Source organism: Herbaspirillum sp. BH-1 (assembly GCF_002870055.1).
In the GTDB taxonomy this organism is placed as follows: Bacteria; Pseudomonadota; Gammaproteobacteria; order Burkholderiales; family Burkholderiaceae_D; genus Herbaspirillum; species Herbaspirillum frisingense.
Map to the genome: position 1 here is coordinate 104,831 of NZ_PKOI01000003.1, position 19,260 is coordinate 124,090.

Genomic DNA, 19,260 nt, shown 5'->3' on the forward strand with positions numbered 1-19,260 from the left:
TGGGGAACGCAGTATCAGCGGCGCAGAATCAGGGGCGCGGAATCAGCTGCGGCGACACTTGCCGGGCGTGTGCAGCAAAGACGTGTTCCGCATCCAGCGGCAGCAGATAGCCTTCGCGCACCAGTTTCTGGCCAGCTGCCTCGACTTGGGCGGCGTAATCGGCCCGGCCCTGGTAACGGCGATCCAGCGCAGGACGTGGATCGCCGCTGCTCCTGGCTTCACTGCTCACGGCAAAGGGTATCGCACTGCCCAGCGAGGAACAGGTTTCGCCCTGGGCGTGACCGGCGGCACGCAGGTTCCAGCCCGTATAGGTGGCCAGCGGAACCGCCACTTCAGGTTGGGCAATGCCGCCCAGCTCATTGCCATCGCCATCGAACTTCGGTACCAGGATGCGATAGGAGCGTGTCACATCTGCCACCGGGATGGCGCCGCGATAGTCGGTGATAGTCAGCGGATTGTGGATGCCGCTATAGACCAGATGCAGTTCGGTCGGGGCCACGTCGCCCGCCGCATTGGCCAGTGGCACGCGCACATTGTCCAGTGCCGGGAATCCGACCGAGACCTGGTCCGGTGTCACTGCCGTGCCGCCGGCCACCGTCGGGTAGCGCGACGGTGGCGGTAACTGGCCCTTGGCCAGCCAGTTTTCCATGGCCGGGATCATGGCGCGCAAGACCGGCGCCTGGGTCACCGGGCTCGGTGGGAACTGGCACATGCTGTCCTTGCCGATCTGCTTGACCAGCCCATTCCGGACACCAGGACCACCGGCGTGCTGGGTGCCGGAAATCAGGTAGTAGCGCACGTTGTCCGGCAAGACCAGATCCTTGCCCGTGCCATCCGTGACCACCAGTGCGCCGCGGCCACCCCACCACTCAAAACTGCCGTCGATCTGCATGATCTTCGGGCAGGTCGCACTGGCGCTGCACTGCCTGAGCAAGCCATCGGTGGCGCCACTGACCGGATCTTTCATGACGTTGTAGGCGAAGGGGAACTGGTCGCCAGGCATCCAGTGTTCTTCGTGGCCTTTGGACCAGCGGCCGGGTTGTGAAAACCTTTCATTGATCCAGGTGCGGCGGCCGCCCGGAATGATGGCCATCATCCCGTCGAAGACCTTGTTGCCCTGTGCATTCCTGTTGAAACCCATGTAGAGGAAATCACGCATGAATCTGCCCGACTGTGAAATCCCTTCGCCGATGGTCAGGTCGAAATTGCGTTTGTTGGGCATCGTGCAGGCCGGCTGGCTGACGCAGGCAGCTTCCTTCATGTCGTTCAGAGGATTGGCCCTCCCTGTGGCATCGGTCGGCGTGTCGCGCAGGAAGCTCACCAGGTCGCGCACGGCGGCAAAGCCGATGGCCATGACCCTGGGGTGGGTCGCGGGATAGACGAAGCTGTAGATGCTGCCCTGGTCGGGAGTCACGGCGGCGCCATCCGGACCAGGTACGGCCGGTGGAGGGGTAAAGACCACGTTTACGCTCCCGTCTGCCCGGGGCTCGTAATGCCAGTCGGTGACGGCGGCGGCGGGCGCCTGGTAATCCTGCTGGCCCTGCGCATTGCGCCAGCTCTGGCGTACGGTGAAGCTCACATGCGACTTGTCGCGCAGCGATGCCGGCGGGTAGGAAAGTTTGAATTCGTTGTGGCCCTGATGGAAATCGGGGATGTATTCTTCGCGGCTCAGGCCAGTGATGGCGGATCCGTCCGTGTGCGTGACCACCGGAAAACGTGTGCCCAACGCGCCGTCGATGGCCTCGCCTGATTGCTTCAGATCGCCCTGCCAGCCGCTCCAGACGATGGTGTAGCCGGCCCGGAGCAGGGAAGGATAGGTGTCGCCGGGAGCCGGTCCGTGGCGCAGGGATTTGCCCCCGATGAAGAATTCCTGGGCCAGCTTGCGGCCGCGATTGGCCACGTCATAGAACAGCACGCGACGCGCCTGGGCCGCCGACTTGGGGCGCAGGATCACGAAGTCGGTCGTATAGGACACATAGCCGTCGGCATCCCTGGGTGCCTTGTCGAGATCGGTAATCATCGCGTTGTCGGGATGATGGGGATCAAGCTTGCCATGCACCATGCCCGAGACCAGCTGGTAGGGACCGGTTGCCCCTGCCGGGGTATTTCCGCCGAATGCATCCACGGTCTGGGTAATTTCAAGCTGGGCTATATATCCGGCCGGCTTGCCGGCTGGACCTGCGGCATGGGCCTGAGCCACGGCGGCGGTGCACAGCATGGTGGCGAGCAGGGTGAGGGTGGTCTTCATAGTCTCCCTTGTTATGGATAAGAACGAGGAAGGCTAAGCCTACCGCAAAGTGGGCGAGTGCTTTTTCCTTCAGCCAAAAACTTAAAAGGCCGAATGATTTTCATCATTCGACCTTTTATGTTTTGCTGCGCACTGAGGCACTCGGTCATCTCCCGCGATCCCGTCTGGCCTTGCAAGGTCAGACTTTCTCGTCCCTCCCGCAAAGCGCGCAGGCGCTTTGCTCGTGGGCCCCAAAACACAAAAGGCCGACTGACTTGCGTCAATCGACCTTTTTTGTTTTGGTGCCCACGGAGGGACTCGAACCCCCACACCTCGCGGCACATGGACCTGAACCATGCGCGTCTACCAATTCCGCCACGTGGGCTTTTTCGCAACAGCAATCAATCCGCCGTGCTTGAAAGAGGCTGCATTCTAATGGCATTTTTCTTCGCCGTCACTACCTAATTTCAATTTTTTCCATCCCCGCTTTTCCCTGCCGGCGCAGGGTGGCCGCGGCGCCCGTTTGTGTGCCGTCCAAGCTCCCGGCGACGCCCTTCAGCCGGATGCAATTCAGGCGAGACGCCCACCTGCCCACGCCCATTTCCCTACCGGATTTTCAGGCAGAGGTTCTTGCGCAGCCTCAATCCTTCACTAAATAGTTTACACAAGGCAATTCTTTGGCTATATTGCATACGTATGCAAAACAGATCAAGTCAGCTTTGCATACTCCCTCTCAAAACCACAACATCAACAGGAGACCACCTTGAGGATCCATGCTGCTCTCGGCATGGCTGCGCTTTCGCTCGGCCATTTCGCTACTTTCGTCCAGCCCGTCCAGGCCCATGAAACGTCCAATATCGTCATCTATGGCCTGGTCGATTCCGGGCTGAGCTACTACAGCAACAGCGTCGCGCTCAATGGCGGCCAGATTGCAGCATCTGGCTCGGCGCTGCGGCTGGATAACGGCATCGCGGCCGGCAATCGCGTCGGCTTCTCCGGCAGCGAAGACCTGGGCGGCGGCATGTCGGCCGTCTTCAAGCTGGAAAACGGTTTCGACGCGGCCAAGGGCAGCATGGGGCAGGGCGGTCTGCTGTTCGGACGCCAGTCCTACGTGGGACTGAACACGGCCGCCGGCTTGTGGGCCATCGGACGCCAGTACGACTTCATGTTCGATTACCTCAACCTGATGGGGTATACCAACGCCGGTCACAACAACATCGGCGCCAGCGGACAGGGCCTGGATGGCATGAGCGCCATCGCTGCGACGGCACAGCTGGGCAATCACACCTACGGCGCGCGGGTCAACAATGCGCTCAAGTTTTCCAGCAACAGCTTTTCGGGTTTCCGTTTCGGGGCCTTGCTGGGATTGGGTGAGCAGGCCGGTTCGCAGTCGCGCGGCAGCACCGCGCAGGCAGGCCTGAACTATGGACAGGGCAACTTCCTGATCGGCGCGGTGGCGGGCGTCTCCAGCGTGCCGGGCAGCGACAACCAGTACGCCACCAAACGACTGGCCGGCGCGGGTGCCAAGCTGACGCTGGACAAGCTGGCCCTCTACGGTTCTTACACCCAGGTGCATTTCGACGGTCTGGTCAGTTACGCGGCACGCGGGATCAGCTGGAAGGGCGCGCGGGTGGACACGCTCGATATCGGCGCCGATTACCAGTTCACGCCGGTGGTCAATGGCGGTCTGTCCTGGCAGCACCAGACCCGCAACAGCGATCTGGGGGCGGCCGATCAGGTCACGGCTTCGCTTTCCTATTCGCTGTCCAAGCGTACTTCGCTCTATTCCACCGTGGCTTACCAGCATGATCGCGCCTTCGGTGCATTGAACGTGTTCGGCGCCGGCACACCGTCGTCCAATGGGGTGCAGGTGGTCTCGCGCGTGGCCATGCGCACGGCCTTCTGAATGGCCCAGGGGAGGAGTCGAACATGAAACAAGATCGTCGAGGTTTCCTGCTGTCGTCCGCAGCCATGCTGGGGGCAGGCGCAAGTGGCAGCCTGCCGCTGCTGGCGCGGGCACAACCGCAAGCGAACGGGGTGACGCCGGGCAAGCCCTTCAAGGGTGTCGAGCTGAACGTGCTGACCGTGGTGGCGCCGCAGTTCCGCGCCCATGAGGCGCGCCTGGCGGCCTTCGAGGAGTTGACCGGCATCCGCGTCAAGTACCAGTACGTGCCCTTCACCAGCATCCGCGACAAGCTCACCGCCGAGATGGTGGCCGAGAATGGCGACTACGACGTGGTCTCCGTCATGGATGTCTGGGCGCCCTCGCTGAAGAACCTGCTGCATCCGCTCAACGACGGCATTCGCGACAAGGGCATCGACATGACGCGCTATCCCGATGCCTACCTGCGCGCCAGCCGCAACGAGTCCGGCTATATCGGCCTGCCCATTCGCGGTCACGTGCAATTGCTGTTCTATCGCAAGGATGTGCTGGCCGATCTCAAGCTGCCCGTTCCCAAGACCTGGGCTGAGGTGGTGAAGGTGTCGCAGGCTATCCAGGCCGGTGCCGGCATGCCGGGCATTGCCATGTACTACGGCAAGAACTCGGGACAGAACCTGATGGTCTGGTTCGATTTCCTGTGGGGACGTGGGGGTGAACTGCTGGATGCGCGCAACCAGCCCGCCTTCCATTCGCCGGCCGGCATTGCGGCCACCCAGGATTACCTGGACCTGATGCTCAAGCACAAGGTCACGCCGGCCGGTTCGGTCAGCTTCAACGAGACCGATGCCGTCAATTCCATGGCCCAGGGCAAGTGCGCCATGTTGCCCACCTGGTGGTGGCGTTACCAGGGGCTGACGGATGCCAAGTCCTCCACGCTGTCGCCGGAGAAGGTGGGCTTTGCGCCCATGCCGGGCTACGCCGGTGTGGCCACGCCGTCCCACACCAACCTGTGGCTCTACGGCATCGACCGTCATTCGAAGAAGAAGGCGGCAGCTATGGAATTCCTCGCCTGGCTGACCCAGCCTGCCATCGAGAAATCCCTGCTGCTGGACCCGGCCCAGCACGAGATCGTCAGCGTGCAGAGCGCCAACCTGGCCGACCCCGCCGTCAATGCGCTCTCGCAGGGCATGCACAAGATGGCCGGCGAGGTCTTGAAGAACGCCCGCGTGCTGCCGCTCATCCCGCAGTGGCCGGTGATCTCCGACATCCTCGATACGGCGATCTCGAAGATGGCGCTGGGCACCGTCCCGGTCAAGGAGGGACTTGACGACGCTGCCAGAAAGGTCCGCAAGCTGGTCTGACCCAGTCTGACCTGGCCTGCCTGTCCTCCACCCGGAGGGCAGGCAGCCCTGCCGTGGCGGCCAGGTCGGCCGTCCCAACCTGATTCCAACCCCGTTCCATGAAAAACAATCGTCTGGCGTACTTGTTGATGCTGCCGGCGCTGCTGGTCATCGCCGTCACTACCGTATTCCCCTTGCTGTATTCCCTGGCGCTGTCGTTCCGCAGCTGGAAGCTGGCGTATTCGTCGGTGCCCGGGCCCTTCGTCGGCCTGCACAACTATGCCGAGCTGCTGGCCGGTGATTCCGAATTCGTCGCCTCCATTGCGACCACGCTGTCCTTCGTCGGTATCGACGTGCTGGCGACCTGCCTCATTGCGCTGGGCTGCGCCTTGCTGTTGCGTCGCGCCGGCCGGGTGACCTCGGTGGCGCGGGCGCTGCTGATGCTGCCCTTCGTGATGAGCCCGGCGCTGATCGGCATTTCATTGCGCTTCTTCCTCAACCCGGAATACGGCGTCATCGCCGCATCGCTGGGCAAGCTCTTTCCCGGGCTGGCCAGCCTGATCTGGCTGGCGCATCCGGCCTGGGCCATGGTGGCGCTGGTGATCAGCGATGTCTGGCACTGGGCGCCCTACATGACGCTGATCCTGCTGGGTGGCCTGGCTTCGGTCCCCAAGGAGACCGAAGAAGCGGCCGCCGTCGATGGCGCCTCGCCCCTGCGCATCTTCGTCGATATCACGCTGCCGCAGCTCAAGCCGGTGGTGGCGGTGGTGATCCTGTTGAAGACCGTGTTCGCACTGAAGGCCTTCGATGCCGTCTTCGCCCTCACCGATGGCGGGCCGGGCAATGCCACCACCACGCTGGCTTACCTGGTCTACCAGATCGGCTTCAAGTACTACGACATGGGCTATGCGGCAGCGGCCGGCTATGTCCTCACGGCGGTGATGCTGGTGCTGGCCGGCTTCTATATGCGCCTCGCTTTCAAGAAAGGAATCTGAATGAGCAAGCCCTGCAACCTTGGCCTCATGAAATCGCGGCTGGCGCGCATCGGTGGGCTGATCGGCGTCTACGCCATCATCGGCTGCATCCTGCTGCCCATCCTCTGGATCGTGCTGACGTCCTTGAAGACGCCGCGCGATGTCTACACCCTGCAGCTCTGGTTCAGCCCCACCTGGGACAATTTCAGGACAGTCTTCGCCGCCCCCTGGCACCTCGGCGACAAGCTCGCCAACAGCCTCTGGGTGGCGCTGGGGACGGTGCTGGTGGCGATCCCGCTGGCCGTGGTGGCGGCCTATGCGTTCTCGCGTTTCCGCTTTCCCGGCCGGCAGGCGCTGTTCGTGGGCATCGTGGCCTCGCAGTTCATCCCGGCGGCCATCGTGGTGCTGCCTTACTTCCTGATGTTCAAGCAGCTGGGGTTGCTCGACACCCGCAGCGCATTGGTGATCGTCAACCTCTCCATCGTGTTGCCGTATTCGATCTGGATGATCAAGGGCTTCATCGATGCCGTGCCGGTGGATATCGAAGAGTCCGCCATGATCGACGGCGCATCGCTGGGTCGCATCATCGCCACCATCGTCGTTCCCACGGCGCTGCCGGGCATCATCACCTCGGCTGTCTTCAGCTTCACGCTGACCTGGAACGAGTTCATCTTCGCCCTCATCACCTCCAAGCAGAACGCAGTCACCTTGCCCATCGCCCTGGTGGCGCTCAGGACCGAACGCGGCGACCTGTGGGAGCTGATGGCGGCGGCCGGCATGATCATCGCGCTGCCCATGTTCCTGCTGTCGATGACGGTGCAAAAACAATTCATCAAGAGCCTGACCCAGGGTTCGGTGCGATAGCGCACCCCTATCAGCCCAGCCAATATCAAGAATGGAGAAGACAGAATGACCACGCTGCGCCTGCAAGGCATAGACAAGAAATGGGACGGCTTCCATGCCGTCAAGAATCTCGACCTACAGATCGAGGACCGCGAATTCCTGGTCCTGCTGGGGCCGTCCGGATGCGGCAAGACCACCACCATGCGCATGATCGCCGGGCTGGAAGAGCCGACCTCCGGCGACCTGTATTTCGATGCGCAACGCGTCAACGGCATCGCGCCGCGCCTGCGCGACGTGTCCATGGTGTTCCAGAACTACGGGCTCTATCCGCACATGACGGTACGCGACAACATCGCCTATCCGCTCAAGCTGCGCCGCCAGCCGGCGGCCGAGATCGAGGCCGCCGTGCAGCGCGCCGCCGGTCGGGTGGAATTGCAGCACCTGCTGCAGCGCCTGCCGGCCGAACTCAGCGGTGGCCAGAGGCAGCGGGTGGCCCTGGCACGTTCCATCGTGCGCAAGCCACGCGTGTTCCTGATGGACGAGCCCTTGTCCAACCTTGACGCCAAGCTGCGCGGCACCATGCGCGCCGAGTTGCGCCACCTGGCGCGGGAGCTGGAGGTGACCACCGTCTATGTCACCCACGACCAGGTCGAGGCCATGACCCTGGCCACGCGGGTGGCCATCATGAAGGAAGGCGTGCTGCAGCAGATCGATACGCCCGAAAACATCTACAACCGTCCCGCCAACGCCTTCGTGGCCGGCTTCATCGGCTCGCCGGCGATGAACCGTGTTGCACGGCGACGGCGACCAGGAGCGCTTCCTGGTCGGCGGTGGCCATGTGGTGGCGGTGCAGCCGCCGCGCGCGGGCAAGCTGATCCTGGGCGTGCGTCCCGAGGACGTGCAACTGGCCAGGGAACCCGGCACAGCCAACCTGCTGGGCGAGGTCTATGCCTTCGAACTGCTGGGCGACAACACGCTGGTGACGGTCAAGCTGGAGGGCCAGTATTTCGTGGCCAAGCTGGAAAAGGGCGAACGCGTGAAGGAATGCGACCCCATCGCCTTCTGCATCCGCCCGAAACGCCTCTACTGGTTCGACGCGGAAAGCGGCGACCGCATCGATCAATGAGGCAAGACCAACGACACAGGATCACAGACACGGGACCAACGACACAGGGACAATGAGATGAGCATCTATCTGACCCAAGAACAAGCCGAGGCACGCCATATCCGGAAGACACAATACGTTTCCTGCGACGAAGCCTTCCTGGATTGCCGCCTGCCGGGCTCCATGCCCAAGGAAAACTATTCCATCATCGGCCCCGGCGTGACGCAAAGCGCCAGCCAGGTGGTGAACCTGAAGGAGCCGCACGGTTTCAACATCGGCGCGGCCGCCATGCCTCGCGGTGTGACCAACAACCTGCACATCCACTTCACCAGCGAAGTATTCATCTGCACCCGTGGCGAGTGGTTGCTGCGCTGGGGGCCGCGAGGCGAGGAGGGCGAGTATGTGCTCAAGGCCGGCGATATCGTCTGCCTGCCGACCTGGATCTTCCGTGGCTTCACTAACGTCGGGCCGGATGATGGCTGGCTGTTTTCCTGCCTGGGCGGGGACGACACCGGCGGGGTCATCTGGAGCCCGGACATCATGGGCCAGGCCAACGAGACCGGTCTCTACCTGGCCGAAGACAACCAGCTCATCGACCGCCGCGCCGGCCAGCTCCTGCCCCTGGGTTTGAAGTGGATGGCGCCGTTCCCGGCGGAGGAAGTGGCGCGCCTGCGCAAGGTCTCGCCGGAAGAAATGCGAGGCCGTGTCACCACCGCCGAGGACCGCGCCTTCAGCAGCCACGCGCTGCTCGACGCCTGCCTGCCCGGCCATGCTAGCCAGCTGGCCCCGGTGATCGGCTATGGCATCACCCAGGACCGCAACCAACGCCCCCGGGTGCAGGACCCGCAGGGCTTCTCCATCGAATGGATGCGGCTGCCGCCCGGACAGGAGGCCGGCCCCTTCCTGATCAGCCAGAAGATGGTGGTCATCTGCATCCGGGGCAGTGTGCGCGTGGCCTTCAATGAGGATGTCTCCAGCGTGGTGGAGCTACAGGAGCAGGACACTCTGTCCATCCCGGGTGAGGTCTGGCGCTGTTTTGCCAATGCCTCCGGCGGCGATGTCGAACTCTTGCTCATCTGCGCCGGTGACGAGCGCAAGCGCCCGCGCTTTGGCGAAACCATCCAGGTGGCCGTCGGCGCCCGTGGCGTGGCGCTGGATGCCAGCGACTACCTGTGCCGCACCGAACTGATGCCCAGCACCAGTCACTGGCTCAAGTGATGTCCCTTATCCCGATACGAAAGGAAACCGCATGCGCCCCAACGACTTGAGGAGCAAATCGGAGAATGGCCTGCCACTGGTCAACGCCTGGCTCTCCATTCCCAGCGCCTATGCCGCCGAGGTGGTGGCAGCCCAGGGCTTTGATTCGGTGACGGTCGATCTGCAGCACGGCATGATGGACTTCGCGCAGGCGGTCGCCATGCTGCAGGCCATCAGCACCACCCAAGCGGTGCCGCTGGTGCGCAGTAGCAGCGCCGAGCCCAGCCACCTGATGCGCTTGCTGGACGCCGGTGCCTACGGCGTCATCTGCCCGCAGGTCGATACGCCGGAGATCGCGCGCCAGTTCGTGGCGGCGTGCCGTTACCCGCCCATGGGCAATCGATCCTTTGGACCGGCCCGGGGTCTGCTGTATGGCGGCCCGGATTATTTCGACCACGCCAATCACACCGTGCTGACGCTGGCCATGATCGAATCGGTGGAGGGCATGCGCAACATGGAAAGCATCATGGAGACCGATGGGCTCGATGGCATCTATGTCGGCCCCAATGACCTCGCGCTGTCACTGGGCGAGCGACCGGGCGCTAGCTTCGCGCCCCGGGTGGAGGAGGCCATCGCTGCCATCCTGGCAGCGGCACGCCAACGCAATCTGATGACCGGTATCTTCTGCGCCGATGGCGACAGCGCGCGGGCGCGGCTGCAGCAGGGTTTCTCGCTGGTCACCCCGGGCAATGACGTGGGTAGCCTGGGCAGCGAATTGCGACGGCGTCTGGAACGCAGTCGCGGTGGACGTAGCCTCTCCGGGCATGCTCTCCAGCCGGCTGCGCGGGAGGGCGGGGGAGCCGGTGGCTATTGAAGCAAGGCACGGTGGCGCGGCGGATGCCTTGCCGCTGGTGCTGCTGCCCGGCACGCTGTGCGACAGCCGCATCTGGCTCGCGCATGTGGCTGCGCTGTCCCGACAGCGCGAGGTCATCGTGCCGCAGATCGGGCTGGAAGTCAGCTTGAGCGGCGAAGCCAGCCGTTTGCTGGCAATGCTGCCCCGGCGTTTCGCGCTCGGCGGTTTTTCGCTGGGTGCGATCCTGGCCTTCGAACTGGTGCGACAGGCCAGGCAACGGGTGGCGGGCCTGTGCATCGTGTCGTCCACCGCCCGCGCCGATGCGCCGCGCAACCTGACGCTGCGGCGCCTGCAGCTGGAACGCTTCGAGGCTGGCGAGGTGCAGGCACTGATGGAGCAGGAGATGTTGCCCGGCTACTTTCATCCGGGTGCTGATGCCGAGAGTCGGCAGCGCTGGAGCGAACGGGTGCTGACCATGGCGCGGGAGACGCCGGCAGCGGTCTTCCGCAACCAGGTCCGCTATGCCATCAGCCGGCCCGATTCCATGTCCACCCTGGCCGCCATGCAGGTGCCGGTACAGGTGCAGTGCGGCCAGAACGACCAGCTCTGCCCGCCGCAGCGGCAGGCCGAGATGGTGTTCGTGCGCAGTGGATGTTCGCTGGTCAGGGTCCCGGATTGCGGTCACTTTCTCCCCATCGAGGCAGAGCGTTCCAGTATCATCTCGATGGAAAAATGGCTGGATTGCGTATGCAACGGGATACCTGAACAGGCGGCATGAACAACCAAGCAAAGAAAATCGACAGCGCGGCCGACGGTGGCAAGAAGCCCGACATCGCCCGCGCCGCGCCCACCTCCAAGGACGTGGCCAGGCTGGCGGGGGTCTCGCAGTCGGCCGTCTCGCGGGTCTTTACGCCGGGCGCATCGGTGTCGGATGCGACGCGCGAGCGGGTGCAGGCCGCAGCCCGTCAACTGGGCTACAAGCCCAACGCCTTTGCGCGTGGCCTGATCACCCGTCACTCGCGCCTGATCGGCCTGGTCTTCCCGCAGCAGGCCACGCCGATCTATTCACTGGCGCTGGCGGAGTTTTGCCAGCGACTGCACCAGGCCGGCTACCAGACCCTGATCGTCACGGCCGAGAATTTCAGCAATGCCGATGAAGCCGTGCGCACCTTCTTCGATTACCAGATCGAAGGCCTGGTGGTGGCCTCCGCGACCTTGTCCTCCAGCCTCGCGCGCGAATGCGCGGAGCAGGGGCTGCCGGTGATCCAGTTCGCCCGCCGCGAGCGCGATCCCAGCATCAGCGCGGTGCTGAGCGACAACCAGCATGGCGGCAAGCTGGCCGCCAGCACGCTGGTCGCCGCCGCTTGCACCTCGCTGGCCTACATCGCCGGCAACCCGGGTACCTCCACCAATGAAGAACGCTTCCGAGGATTTGCCGCGCATCTGAAGAAAACGCAGGGGCAGGTGCCGCTGGTGATCGACGCCGCATTTTCCTACCAGGATGGTTGCGCTGCGGCGCATCGCCTGATGCAGGAAGCACCGCGTACCGATGGCGTCTTCTGCGCCAGCGACATGATTGCCCTGGGCTTCATGGATACCTTGCGCAGCGACTATCGGGTGCGCATTCCTGAAGATATCTCGGTCATCGGATTCGACGATGCGCCCGAAGCAAGCTGGGCGTCCTATCAACTGACCACCATCCGCCAGGATATTCCGCGACTGGTGCAGGAAACCTGCGACCTGTTGATGGCGCAGATGGAGCAGGGTGGTGGTGCACCGGTGATTCGCGAGCTTGCGGTGGAACTGGTGATGCGGGGGACGGTGAGGGCGGGCACGGCATAGCGGGAATTGGCGAGCGCGCAGGCGCTTTGCTCGCCTGCCCCAAAACGCAAAAGGCTGGCCGATTTTCATCGACCAGCCTTTTATGTTTTGCTGCGCACTGAGGCACTCGGTCACGTCCCGCGACCCCGTCTGGCCTTGCAAGGCCAGACTTTCTCGTCCCTCCCGCAAAGCGCGCAGGCGCTTTGCTCGTGGTCCCCAAAACGCAAAAGGCCGATTGATTTTCATCAATCGACCTTTTATGTTTTGGTGCCCACGGAGGGACTCGAACCCCCACACCTCGCGGCACATGGACCTGAACCATGCGCGTCTACCAATTCCGCCACGTGGGCCTTCTGGCATCAGCGGTAAGCTGCTGTGCTTGAAAGAGGCTGCATATTAAGGCCTATCAGGAAGGTGGTCAACACTTAATTGAAAAATCTTTTATTATTTTTCGCCCACCTGTCTCCACCTGCAACAGGTCCCGAAAAACTAACAAAAACGGCGACCCTCGGGCCGCCGTATTGAAGTGCCGCATCAGAGGCCGATGAAGCTCATCCGCCCAGGTAGGCTTCCACCACCTTGGGATTGCCCAGCAGGTTGGCGCCGCTGTCCTGCAGCACGATCTTGCCGGTCTCCAGCACATAACCACGCTGCGCGATGCGCAGTGCCTGGCGCACGTTCTGCTCCACCAGCAGGACCGTCATGCCGGTCTTGTTGATCTCCTGCACGATGCGGAAGATTTCCTGGATGATCAGCGGTGCCAGGCCCATCGAGGGTTCGTCCAGCAGCAACACCTTGGGTTTGGCCATCAGGGCGCGGCCGATCGCCAGCATCTGCTGCTCGCCACCGGAGAGATTGCCGGCCAGCCCGGCGGCGCGGTTCTTCAGCACCGGGAAGAGCGAGTACACCCACTCCAGGTCACGGGCCACGCCGTCCTTGTCGCGTCGGGTATAGGCGCCCAGGGCCAGGTTTTCTTCCACGGTCAGCGTGGTCAGGGTGGCGCGGCCTTCGGCCACCTGCACCACGCCGGATTCGACGATGCGGTGCGGCGACATCTGCAGCAGGTCCTGGCCATTGAGTAGCACGCGGCCGCGCTGCGCCTTCACCAGACCCGAGATGGCCAGCAGCGAGGTGCTCTTGCCGGCGCCATTGGCACCGACCAGGGCGGTGATCTCGCCTTCGTTCAGCGACAGGCTGATGCCCTTGACGGCTTCGATGTGGCCATAGGCCACGGCCAGGTCTTCCACCTGGAGGATGGGTTGCTTGTTACCGCTGGCGCTCATGCTTCTTCCTTGCCGAGATAGGCCTCGATCACTTCCTGGTTGTTCTTGATCTGGTCCGGGGTGCCTTCGGCGATGATCTTGCCGAAGTTGAGCACGGCAATGCGTTCGCACAGGCCCATGACGAAGCGCATGTCGTGCTCGATCATGAAGATGGTGAAACCGCGTTGCTTGATGTTGACGATCTCGCTCATCAACTCGGTCTTCTCGGCCGGATTCATGCCGGCCACCGGTTCGTCCAGCAGCAATAGCTTGGGCTTGGTGGCCAGCGCCCGGGCGAACTCCAGCTTGCGCTGCTCGCCATAGGACAGACTGTCGGCCAGCATGTGCGCCTTGTGGTCCAGGCGTACCCAGGACAGCAGTTCCAGCGCACGTTCACGGGCTTCCTTCTCTGCCTTGCGGAAACCGCCCAGGTTGAACAGCATGCTGGCCACGCCATAGTTCAGGTGCTCGTGCATGCCGACCACGACGTTTTCCAGCAGCGTCATTTCCTTGAACACTCGGATGTTCTGGAAGGTGCGGGCGATGCCACGTTCGGTGATCTTGTGCGGGGCGACGGCACCGATGTCGTCGTCGTTGAAGCGGATGCTGCCCGATGAGGCGCGCAACAGGCCCGTGATGAGGTTGAAGACGGTGGTCTTGCCGGCGCCGTTGGGGCCGATCAGGCCGAAGATCTCGCCTTCCTTGACGTTGAAGTTCACGCCCTGCAGCACCTGCAGGCCACCGAAGTTCTTGCTGATGTCGTTCAGTTGTAAAAGCATTACTTCACCTTCTTCTCAGCGTTGCGGCCCAGGAAGGCGCGGATGCGGCGCGGGTCCCAGATGCCCTTGGGCAGGTACAGCACCACCAGGATCAGGATCAGGCCGTTGATGGCCAGGCGGAAGTCCTTGAAGTGACGCAGCACTTCCGGCAGCAGCGACAGGATGGTCGAGCCGATCATCGGGCCGATCAGGTTGCTGGTGCCACCGAAGACGGCCATGGTCAGGATGTCCACCGCATTCTCGAAGCCGTAGTTGTTGGGGCCGATGGTGAAGGTGTAGTGGGCGTTCAGGCCACCGGCTACGCCGGCGATGGCGGCACCGATGACGAAGGCCAAGAGCTTGTAGCCGGCCACGTTCACGCCCATCAGGCGGGCCGCCACTTCATCTTCCTTGATGGCCTCGAAGGCACGCCCGGTCTTGGAGCGGCGCAGGCGCGCCAGCGCGTAGATGGTCACGCCCAGGATCAGCACGATATGCCACCACTCGGTGATGGGCGGCACGCCGTTCAGGCCCATGGGGCCGCCGGTGATGTCCAGGTTCAGCACGATCACACGTACCACCTCGCCAAAGCCCAGTGTGGCCATGGCCAGGTAGACGCCGGACAGGCGCAGCGTGGGGATGCCGATCACCAGCGCCACCAGCGAGGGCAGCACGCCGCCTGCGGCCAGGGCGATGGGGAAGGGCAGATCGAACTGCATCGTCAGCAGCGACGCAGTGTAGGCGCCGATGCCCATGAAGGCGGCATTGGCCAGCGACAGCAGGCCGCAGGACAGGGTGACGTAGATCGAGAGTGCCAGCATGGCATTGACGCCGATGCTGAAAATGACGGTGTTGTAGGTGGCCCAGAAGCCATCCCACCATTCCATGAAGCCCATCTTATGCCTTCCTTTCCAGCACTTTGCCAAACATGCCGGAGGGTTTTACCAGCAGGATCAGGAACAGGAGGCCGAAGGCCACCGCGTCGCGGAAGTCGCTCGAAATATAGGCGACCGTCAGCACCTCGGCAAAGCCCAGGAACAGGCCACCGATCATGGCGCCGCGGATATCGCCCATGCCGCCCAGGATGATGACGGCGATGCCCTTGTGCAGCATCGGCTGGCCCATGAAGGGGGAGATGGCGTTGAAGGACACCCCCACCAGCACGCCGGCAGCACCGCCCAGGGCGGCGGCGGCAAACGAGGTCAGCAGGAACAGGCCTTCGACGTTGATGCCCAGCAGGTAGGCTGCCTTGGGCGACTCGGCGATGGCGCGCAGCGCCCGGCCCAGCTGCGTCTTGCGCATCACGCCCAGCAGCACCACCATCAGCACGAAGGCGATGACGATGATGGCCACTTGCACGGCGGTGATGTGCAGGTTGCCCAGGCTGACGCTCTCTTCAGGGATGGTGCCCTGGGGGAAGCGCTTGTTCTCGGCGCCGAACAGGCCCTGCGAGATGTTGGTGATCATGATGGCCACGCCGATGGTGGCGATCATGGGGATCAGGTGAGGCGCATTGCGCTTACGCAAGGGCTTGAGCACCAGCACGTCGATGATGAGACCCAAGAGGCCCGTGGCCACCATGGCCAGCAGCAGGGCCACCCACAGGGGCAGTGCCATCTGTTCGACGAGCAGCAGGGCGGCATAGCTGCCCAGCATGAAGATCGCGCCGTGCGAAAGATTGATCACGCCCAAAACGCCAAAGACCAGCGTGAAGCCGAGCGCGAAGAGCGCATACACGCTGCCCAGCGAAAGGGCATTGATGAGCTGTTGTTCTAACATTGGAACCTGCGATAGGTGATGGGGCGCGGCGCTCGCTGCCTGCACTGCATGCATGGCGCGGACGAAGTCCCTCGTTACGTCGTATTGCCGGAATCAGCGGCCTGTCATCCCGACTGGCTGCCTGTGGTTCCCCGTTCCGGCCTGGCGGTGTCTTGCGCATCCCGCGCCAGGATCGCCGCAGGGGCAAGGCAATGCCCCTGCGGCGGAACTGCGGGAGAGTATCGTTGCGGCTGCCGGCATACCGGCAGCCTTGCTTCAAGGTATCGCGTGCTTACTTCAGCAGCACGAACTTGCCGCCCTTGGCGATGTTGACGATGGCTTCCTGGTCAGCATCGAAGCCGACCTGCTTGCCGGCCACGGCCGGGGCTGCGCGGAAGGCGAACTTGCCGGTGGCGCCATCGATCTTCACGGCCGGCAGCGCGGCGCGCAGGGCGTCACGATCCTTGGCCAGGTTGCCCGACAGCTTCACGTTCTTCAGGGCATCGGCCACGATGTACATGGCGTCATAGGCTTGCGCGGCGAACTGGTCGGGATCGGAACCGAACTTGGCCTTGTAGGCCGCGATGAAGGCCTTGTTGGCCGGGGTCTGGTTCTCGGCCGACCACGGGCTACCCATCAGGGTGTTGTCGCCGGCATCCTTGGCGATCTCGAACAGCTTCGGCGAGTTCAGGCCATTGCCGCCGATGAAGGGCTGCTTCATGCCCAGAGCGCGGGTCTGCAGGATGATGTTGGCTGCTTCTTCGGCCAGGCAGGAGCAGACGATGGCGTCCGGGTTGCCGGCCTTGATCTTGGTCAGCTGAGCCTTGAAGTCGACGTCACCCTTGGCATAGGCCTCGGTGGTGGTGACGGGGATCTTCTGCTGTTCCAGGGTGGCCTTGAAGACGTCGTAGCCGGACTTGGTGAAGGCGTCGTCGTTACCGTAGATCACGGCGACCTTCTTGATGCCGAAGTGCTTCACGGCGGCCTTGACGGTCACGGGCAGCACGTCGGCTTCCATGACGGAGTTGCGGAAGGTGAAGGGGCCCATGGCCGTGATGCCGTCAGCGGTGTTGCTGGTACCGAAGACCACCACCTTGGAGGCGTTGGCGATCGGGTCGGCAGCGAAGGCCGAGTTGGACAGGGTGGGGCCGAACACCGCCAGCACCTTGTCCTGGAAGATCAGTTTCTTGAAGACGTTGATGGCTTCTTCCTTCTTGCCTTGTTCGTCTTCGATCACCAGGGCCAGCTTGTCGCCGTTGACGCCGCCCTTGGCGTTGATTTCTTCGGAAGCCAGGGTGAAGCCGTTCTTGATGGCCACGCCGTACTTGGCGGCCGGGCCGGTCAGGGCTTCAGCGACGCCCAGCTTGATGTCGGCGGCCAGTGCGGCCGAAGACAGGGTGGCACCGATCAGCAGGGCCGGAATGGTCTTGAGCATGGTATTGAATTGCATCGAGTTCTCTCCTCAGTTAGATATTGTAGAAACCGTCCCCGTCAGGCAGCGCAGACCAGCGCCACGTCACAAGGCGATTCCTTCATCGAGGATGATGCAAAAGACGCCCGGGATGGCCGGGACTTGTGCTCCATCCTCTGAAGACCGTTTTGCGGCCTCTTTCGATACAGCCGGCACAGCATACCCGAAAAAGCAGGCTGCGCCAGCAATTACAACCCGCCGCCATGCACCCGGGTAGGGTGCGCCGCAGCGGCATGCGAATGTCGTCCGGCCAGCGGACGAGGGTGGTGCGATTGCTTAGTTCAGTTCCTTGCGGATATGGGCGATGGCCGCGCGCACCTGGTTGGGTGCGGTGCCGCCGATGTGGTCGCGTGCGGCCACCGAGCCCTCCAGCGTGAGGACCGCGAAGACGTCTTCGCCGATCAGCTCCGAGAAGGCGCGCAGTTCGTCCAGCGACAGGTCGGCCAGGTCGCAACCCTTGTCCACGCAGGTACGCACGGCGTGGGCGACGGCTTCGTGGGCGTCGCGGAAGGGCAGGCCCTTCTTGACCAGGTAGTCGGCCAGGTCGGTGGCGGTGGCGTAGCCCTGCAGGGCAGCAGCGCGCATGGCATCGGGCTTGACGCTGATGCCGCGGGCCATGTCGGCGAAGATGCGCAGGGTGTCGGTGAGCGTGTCGACGGTGTCGAACAGCGGTTCCTTGTCTTCCTGGTTGTCCTTGTTGTAGGCCAGGGGCTGGCCCTTCATCAGGGTCAGCAGGGCGATCAGGTGGCCGTTGACGCGACCGGTCTTGCCGCGTGCCAGTTCGGGAACGTCCGGGTTCTTCTTCTGCGGCATGATCGAGGAGCCGGTGCAGAAGCGGTCGGCGATGTCGATGAAGCCCACGCGCGGGCTCATCCAGATCACCAGTTCTTCGGACATGCGCGAGATGTGGATCATCACCAGCGCCGCGGCGGCGCAGAATTCGATGGCGAAGTCGCGGTCCGAGACGGCGTCCAGCGAGTTGCGGCAGACGTCGTCGAAGCCCAGGGTCCTGGCCACGCGCAGGCGGTCGATCGGGAAGGTGGTGCCGGCCAGGGCGGCGGCGCCCAGCGGCAGGCGGTTGATGCGCTTGCGGGCATCCAGCATGCGCTCGGCATCGCGGCCGAACATCTCGACATAGGCCAGCACGTGGTGACCGAAGGTGATCGGTTGCGCGACCTGCATGTGGGTGAAGCCCGGCAGGATCACGTCGGCGTGTTGCTCGGCCAGGTCCAGCAGGGCCAGGCGCAGTTCGCGCAGCAGGCCCACGATGTCGTCCACGGCGCCGCGCATGTAGAGGCGGATGTCGGTGGCGACCTGGTCATTGCGCGAGCGGCCGGTATGCAGACGCTTGCCGGCATCGCCGACCAGCTCGGTCAGGCGCTTTTCGATGTTCAGGTGGACGTCTTCCAGGTCGAGCAGCCATTCGAACTTGCCGGCGTCGATTTCACCCTTGATCTGGGCCATGCCGCGCTGGATTTCGGCGTGGTCGGCCGCGCTGATGATGCCCTGGTGGGCCAGCATCTCGGCGTGCGCCAGCGAGCCCTGGATATCGACCTGGGCCAGGCGGTTGTCGAAGAACACCGATGCGGTATAGCGCTTGACGAGATCGGAGACGGGTTCAGAAAAGCGAGCCGACCAGGCTTCGCCCTTTTTAGCAAATTGGTCTGTCATATTGGGAATTCCGGAGAATGGGCGATTATAGCAAGCACAACTGCGCCAGGCCACGCCAATGCAGCCGGAAATGCTGCGGGGCGCGGATTTTTCGCATT

The 19,260-nt window shown here is 63.4% G+C and carries 16 protein-coding genes, 2 tRNA genes and 1 pseudogene; 10 read left to right on the forward strand and 9 right to left on the reverse strand.

The window, feature by feature from the left end; translation table 11 throughout:
• Positions 1-28: 28 nt before the first annotated feature.
• Together HBH1_RS05415 and HBH1_RS05420 are read right to left on the reverse strand one after the other, a co-directional pair.
• A complete protein-coding gene (locus HBH1_RS05415) occupies positions 29-2,248 on the reverse strand; it encodes an alpha/beta hydrolase domain-containing protein (protein WP_102661885.1) in 2,220 nt (739 codons plus the stop codon).
• Between the two features lie 279 nt (positions 2,249-2,527).
• Positions 2,528-2,612: transfer RNA gene (locus HBH1_RS05420), tRNA-Leu, on the reverse strand.
• 378 nt (positions 2,613-2,990) lie between these two features.
• Between HBH1_RS05420 and HBH1_RS05425 the strand changes: the two genes are divergently transcribed.
• From HBH1_RS05425 to HBH1_RS05465, 10 genes and pseudogenes are all read left to right on the forward strand, one after another.
• Positions 2,991-4,133 (forward strand): porin, encoded by a 1,143-nt coding sequence (locus HBH1_RS05425; RefSeq protein WP_146012821.1) that lies wholly within the window; start codon positions 2,991-2,993, stop codon positions 4,131-4,133.
• 23 nt (positions 4,134-4,156) lie between these two features.
• Positions 4,157-5,470: an ABC transporter substrate-binding protein gene (locus tag HBH1_RS05430; RefSeq protein ID WP_102661887.1), complete on the forward strand. Its 1,314-nt coding sequence runs from the start codon at positions 4,157-4,159 to the stop codon at positions 5,468-5,470.
• Between the two features lie 98 nt (positions 5,471-5,568).
• A complete protein-coding gene (locus HBH1_RS05435) occupies positions 5,569-6,444 on the forward strand; it encodes a carbohydrate ABC transporter permease (protein WP_102661888.1) in 876 nt (291 codons plus the stop codon).
• Positions 6,445-7,287: a carbohydrate ABC transporter permease gene (locus HBH1_RS05440; RefSeq protein WP_102661889.1), complete on the forward strand. Its 843-nt coding sequence runs from the start codon at positions 6,445-6,447 to the stop codon at positions 7,285-7,287.
• A 45-nt stretch (positions 7,288-7,332) separates the two neighbouring features.
• Positions 7,333-7,755: pseudogene (locus HBH1_RS25600) on the forward strand (ABC transporter ATP-binding protein); the annotation flags it as partial.
• A gap of 298 nt (positions 7,756-8,053) precedes the next feature.
• Positions 8,054-8,392 carry a TOBE domain-containing protein gene (locus HBH1_RS25370; protein ID WP_233207526.1) on the forward strand — a complete coding sequence of 113 codons (339 nt, stop codon included), beginning with the start codon at positions 8,054-8,056 and terminating at the stop codon, positions 8,390-8,392.
• A 57-nt stretch (positions 8,393-8,449) separates the two neighbouring features.
• Positions 8,450-9,589, forward strand: coding sequence for a cupin domain-containing protein (locus tag HBH1_RS05450; protein WP_102661890.1), 1,140 nt, complete (start codon positions 8,450-8,452; stop codon positions 9,587-9,589).
• A gap of 31 nt (positions 9,590-9,620) precedes the next feature.
• A complete protein-coding gene (locus HBH1_RS05455; protein WP_102661891.1) occupies positions 9,621-10,442 on the forward strand; it encodes an HpcH/HpaI aldolase family protein in 822 nt (273 codons plus the stop codon).
• Positions 10,432-11,199 (forward strand): alpha/beta fold hydrolase, encoded by a 768-nt coding sequence (locus tag HBH1_RS05460; RefSeq protein ID WP_158243276.1) that lies wholly within the window; start codon positions 10,432-10,434, stop codon positions 11,197-11,199. Before HBH1_RS05455 ends, HBH1_RS05460 begins: the two co-directional genes overlap by 11 nt.
• Positions 11,196-12,263, forward strand: coding sequence for a LacI family DNA-binding transcriptional regulator (locus HBH1_RS05465; RefSeq protein WP_102661893.1), 1,068 nt, complete (start codon positions 11,196-11,198; stop codon positions 12,261-12,263). Before HBH1_RS05460 ends, HBH1_RS05465 begins: the two co-directional genes overlap by 4 nt.
• Positions 12,264-12,507: 244 nt before the next feature.
• Here the strand turns inward: HBH1_RS05465 and HBH1_RS05470 are convergent.
• From HBH1_RS05470 to argH, 7 genes are all read right to left on the reverse strand, one after another.
• Positions 12,508-12,592 (reverse strand) — tRNA-Leu (locus HBH1_RS05470).
• Positions 12,593-12,793: 201 nt separating this feature from the next.
• Positions 12,794-13,525, reverse strand: a complete 732-nt coding sequence (locus tag HBH1_RS05475) for an ABC transporter ATP-binding protein (RefSeq protein WP_102661894.1) — start codon at positions 13,523-13,525, stop codon at positions 12,794-12,796.
• The gene (locus tag HBH1_RS05480) at positions 13,522-14,283 is read right to left on the reverse strand and encodes an ABC transporter ATP-binding protein (RefSeq protein WP_006463333.1); all 762 of its coding nucleotides are present in this window, start codon (positions 14,281-14,283) and stop codon (positions 13,522-13,524) included. The genes HBH1_RS05475 and HBH1_RS05480 overlap by 4 nt, the downstream gene beginning before the upstream one ends.
• Positions 14,283-15,158 (reverse strand): branched-chain amino acid ABC transporter permease, encoded by an 876-nt coding sequence (locus HBH1_RS05485; RefSeq protein WP_006463334.1) that lies wholly within the window; start codon positions 15,156-15,158, stop codon positions 14,283-14,285. The genes HBH1_RS05480 and HBH1_RS05485 overlap by 1 nt, the downstream gene beginning before the upstream one ends.
• Position 15,159: 1 nt before the next feature.
• Complete coding sequence (locus HBH1_RS05490) at positions 15,160-16,041, reverse strand: branched-chain amino acid ABC transporter permease (protein ID WP_013234894.1); 882 nt, start codon at positions 16,039-16,041, stop codon at positions 15,160-15,162.
• Between the two features lie 271 nt (positions 16,042-16,312).
• On the reverse strand, positions 16,313-17,470 hold the full coding sequence (locus HBH1_RS05495) for an ABC transporter substrate-binding protein (protein WP_006463336.1): 1,158 nt from the start codon (positions 17,468-17,470) through the stop codon (positions 16,313-16,315).
• A gap of 297 nt (positions 17,471-17,767) precedes the next feature.
• The gene (gene argH / locus HBH1_RS05500) at positions 17,768-19,162 is read right to left on the reverse strand and encodes an argininosuccinate lyase (protein WP_102661895.1); all 1,395 of its coding nucleotides are present in this window, start codon (positions 19,160-19,162) and stop codon (positions 17,768-17,770) included.
• Positions 19,163-19,260: the final 98 nt, after the last annotated feature.

Bases quoted from the DNA above. Each gene is read 5' to 3' on its own strand.
- HBH1_RS05415 (WP_102661885.1), bottom strand. From the start codon at position 2,248: ATGAAGACCACCCTCACCCTGCTCGCCACCATGCTGTGCACCGCCGCC.
- HBH1_RS05430 (WP_102661887.1), top strand. From the start codon at position 4,157: ATGAAACAAGATCGTCGAGGTTTCCTGCTGTCGTCCGCAGCCATGCTG.
- HBH1_RS05435 (WP_102661888.1), top strand. From the start codon at position 5,569: ATGAAAAACAATCGTCTGGCGTACTTGTTGATGCTGCCGGCGCTGCTG.
- HBH1_RS05440 (WP_102661889.1), top strand. From the start codon at position 6,445: ATGAGCAAGCCCTGCAACCTTGGCCTCATGAAATCGCGGCTGGCGCGC.
- HBH1_RS05450 (WP_102661890.1), top strand. From the start codon at position 8,450: ATGAGCATCTATCTGACCCAAGAACAAGCCGAGGCACGCCATATCCGG.
- HBH1_RS05455 (WP_102661891.1), top strand. From the start codon at position 9,621: ATGCGCCCCAACGACTTGAGGAGCAAATCGGAGAATGGCCTGCCACTG.
- HBH1_RS05465 (WP_102661893.1), top strand. From the start codon at position 11,196: ATGAACAACCAAGCAAAGAAAATCGACAGCGCGGCCGACGGTGGCAAG.
- HBH1_RS05475 (WP_102661894.1), bottom strand. From the start codon at position 13,525: ATGAGCGCCAGCGGTAACAAGCAACCCATCCTCCAGGTGGAAGACCTG.
- HBH1_RS05480 (WP_006463333.1), bottom strand. From the start codon at position 14,283: ATGCTTTTACAACTGAACGACATCAGCAAGAACTTCGGTGGCCTGCAG.
- HBH1_RS05485 (WP_006463334.1), bottom strand. From the start codon at position 15,158: ATGGGCTTCATGGAATGGTGGGATGGCTTCTGGGCCACCTACAACACC.
- HBH1_RS05490 (WP_013234894.1), bottom strand. From the start codon at position 16,041: ATGTTAGAACAACAGCTCATCAATGCCCTTTCGCTGGGCAGCGTGTAT.
- HBH1_RS05495 (WP_006463336.1), bottom strand. From the start codon at position 17,470: ATGCAATTCAATACCATGCTCAAGACCATTCCGGCCCTGCTGATCGGT.
- argH (WP_102661895.1), bottom strand. From the start codon at position 19,162: ATGACAGACCAATTTGCTAAAAAGGGCGAAGCCTGGTCGGCTCGCTTT.